This is a genomic window from Betaproteobacteria bacterium (assembly GCA_016791345.1).
Taxonomy (GTDB): domain Bacteria; phylum Pseudomonadota; class Gammaproteobacteria; order Burkholderiales; family JAEUMW01; genus JAEUMW01.
Genome location: JAEUMW010000275.1, coordinates 1 through 2,370 on the forward strand (window position 1 = coordinate 1; position 2,370 = coordinate 2,370).

Below are 2,370 nucleotides of genomic sequence, written 5' to 3' on the forward strand. Positions count from 1 at the left end.
CAGTTCGCCCGCCATGGTCAGCACCTGCCCCATGCCCTGCCCCGCCGACACATAGGCCGCGCCTTCCGGTTGCGCGCCGGCATCCTTCCAGTAGCCCTTCTCCATCTGGTGCGTCCCCGACTCGTCGCCGCGCGAGACGAACTTGGCCCCGCTGCCGGCGATCTTCTTCATCGCCACGATCACGTCCTTGCTCCCGCGAACGCCGGCCGGGTCGGATTTCGGACCGACGATGATGAAGTCGTTGTACATCACGTCCTTGCGTGCCGATCCGAATCCCGCGGCCATGAACTTGTCCTCAAGGGGACGGGCGTGGACCAGCAGCACGTCGGCGTCGCAGTTCTCGCCCAGCTTGAGTGCGGCGCCGGTGCCGACCGCCACCACGCGTACCTTGGCACCGTATTTCGCCTCGAACTTGGGCAGGATCTGGCCGAGCAGTCCGGAGTTCTCGGTGCTCGTGGTCGTGGCGAGCCGGATGTCGTCGGCTGAGTGCACCGGCGCGGCGGCGATCGAGAGCGAGGCGAGTGCAAGAGTGAGCCAGCGGATCGGTGTGGTCATTGCGGTTCTCCTTGGGTGATTGCGGTAACGGCGATCAGAGCCTGAGCCAGCCGCGCTGGTGGAGCGCGTGGACCACAGCGCCGAAGACGAACGCGACACCCACGTTCCAGACAGTGAGTGCGGCGACGGTATAGAAGATGAAGCGCTCGCCGCGGGCGACGTCTTCCGGATCGAACGCGCCAACCGCGAGTTCGCTGCCGGCGAAGAACAGGATCACGCCGAGGATAGGCTTCGGGAACAGCATCATCAGCGTCTCGATAGAGGTGCTGAAGAGGAGCGCCAGCAGCAAGAGCAGCGTCCCGAGGATGATCGGCGCACCGCCCGAGCGCGCACCGAAGCGCACCTGTCCGGCCATGCCGCCGGCGCCGTGGCACATCGGGACGCCGCCGAAGGCAGGCGCGATCAGGTTCATGACGCCGGTCGAGATCGCGACCTTGCGCTCGGTGACGGGGCGATGCGGGAACAGCCGGTTGTTCTGCGTGGTCGTCGCGACCACTGCATTGCCCAGCGTGAGCGGCACCTGCGGCAGCGCGAGGAAGATCGTCCCGACCACGACGTCGTTCCAGCTCAAGCTGCCGAGCGTCCACGACGGCGCGCGAAACACGATTTCCATTCCGCGCAGTCGGCTCAGCAGTTCCGGCTCCCGCAGCCAGGTGACGAGCACACCGAGCGCGAGCAGCGCGAGCATCGCCGGTATCCGCTGGCTGCGATGCAGCAGCAGCGTGAGGACGACACCCGCCGCACCCAGCAGCCAACCGGTGGCGGCCATCTCGACGCCGTCGAGCATGAAGGAGAGCCCCAGCCCGAGCACGATGCCCTGCCCCACCGGTCGCCCCATGAGGCGGGCGACGCGGTTGGCGAGGCCGGTGAGGCCGAGCCCGATCCAGATGAGGCCGCTCGCCAGCCCCGCGGCATAGACGACGTTCGGGTTGGTGAGCGCCACACCCTGCGTTGCATAGGTGGTGGCCACCGCACCGATGGCCTTCATCGGCTGCACCGGGAATGGCGTGCGATAGAAGAGGCCGGAGGCGATCATCGCCACGCCGAACCCGAGGAGCATGCCGTAGGGGTCGACGCGAGCGAGCGTGATGTAGGCGACGAGAAACGGCACCAGGGTGCCGAGATCGCCGAAGGCGCCGGCGAACTCCATGACCCCGAAGCGCACGCCACCGCTGCCGATGGCTTCTGCGTCGATGCGCTCCGCACTGCGCGGCATGTCGACGGCGTCACGGCCGGTCACTGGAAGCCGTGGCGCGCCAAGATTGCACGCGCCTCCGCGCTCTCCAGGAACTCACGAAGAGATCGGTCTGGCGCTCACCCTGGAAGAGCGCGGGATACGGCAGCGCCTGGTCGTCCCGCACGCTGCCGGCGCCGAAGACGCGGATCGCGGCGCAAGGAAAGAGCGTGCTCGCCGGCAGCGGCATGCCCCGTGCGCCGACCCGCAACGCCCCTGCTGATTCGGTCATTCGACCCACCGCGATGCTGCGAAGAAGACGCAGCGAATCGCAGCATCATACAAACGCTACCGGATGCCAAAAATATGAATGGTCCTGCATAGGTGTCACGGCGCGGCGAACGCCGTATGAACGACCTTCCTACACCGCTTTCTCGACCGGCTTGTCCTTGAGCACCGCCCACTCATCGTCGGAGTAGAGTCGCGAGCGCGTGAGGAAACGCAGCCCTTCCGGCCCTTCCAGCGAGAACATCCCGCCGCGACCGGGGACCACGTCGATGATGAGATGCGTGTGCTGCCAGTACTCGAACTGCGACACGCTCATGTAGAACGGAGTGCCGCCGATCTCGCCTAGCTTCACG

The 2,370-nt window shown here is 66.8% G+C and carries 4 protein-coding genes; all 4 read right to left on the bottom strand.

Annotation, left to right across the window (positions count from 1 at the left end):
- Positions 1–555: substrate-binding domain-containing protein (locus tag JNK68_10985; protein MBL8540884.1), on the bottom strand; the 555-nt coding region annotated here is incomplete at its 3' end.
- 34 nt (positions 556–589) lie between these two features.
- Positions 590–1,771, bottom strand: a complete 1,182-nt coding sequence (locus JNK68_10990) for a putative sulfate/molybdate transporter (protein MBL8540885.1) — start codon at positions 1,769–1,771, stop codon at positions 590–592.
- 10 nt (positions 1,772–1,781) lie between these two features.
- Positions 1,782–2,021: a hypothetical protein gene (locus tag JNK68_10995; protein ID MBL8540886.1), complete on the bottom strand. Its 240-nt coding sequence runs from the start codon at positions 2,019–2,021 to the stop codon at positions 1,782–1,784.
- A 129-nt stretch (positions 2,022–2,150) separates the two neighbouring features.
- A partial coding sequence (locus JNK68_11000; protein MBL8540887.1) for a DUF779 domain-containing protein occupies positions 2,151–2,370 on the bottom strand: 220 nt, incomplete at its 5' end.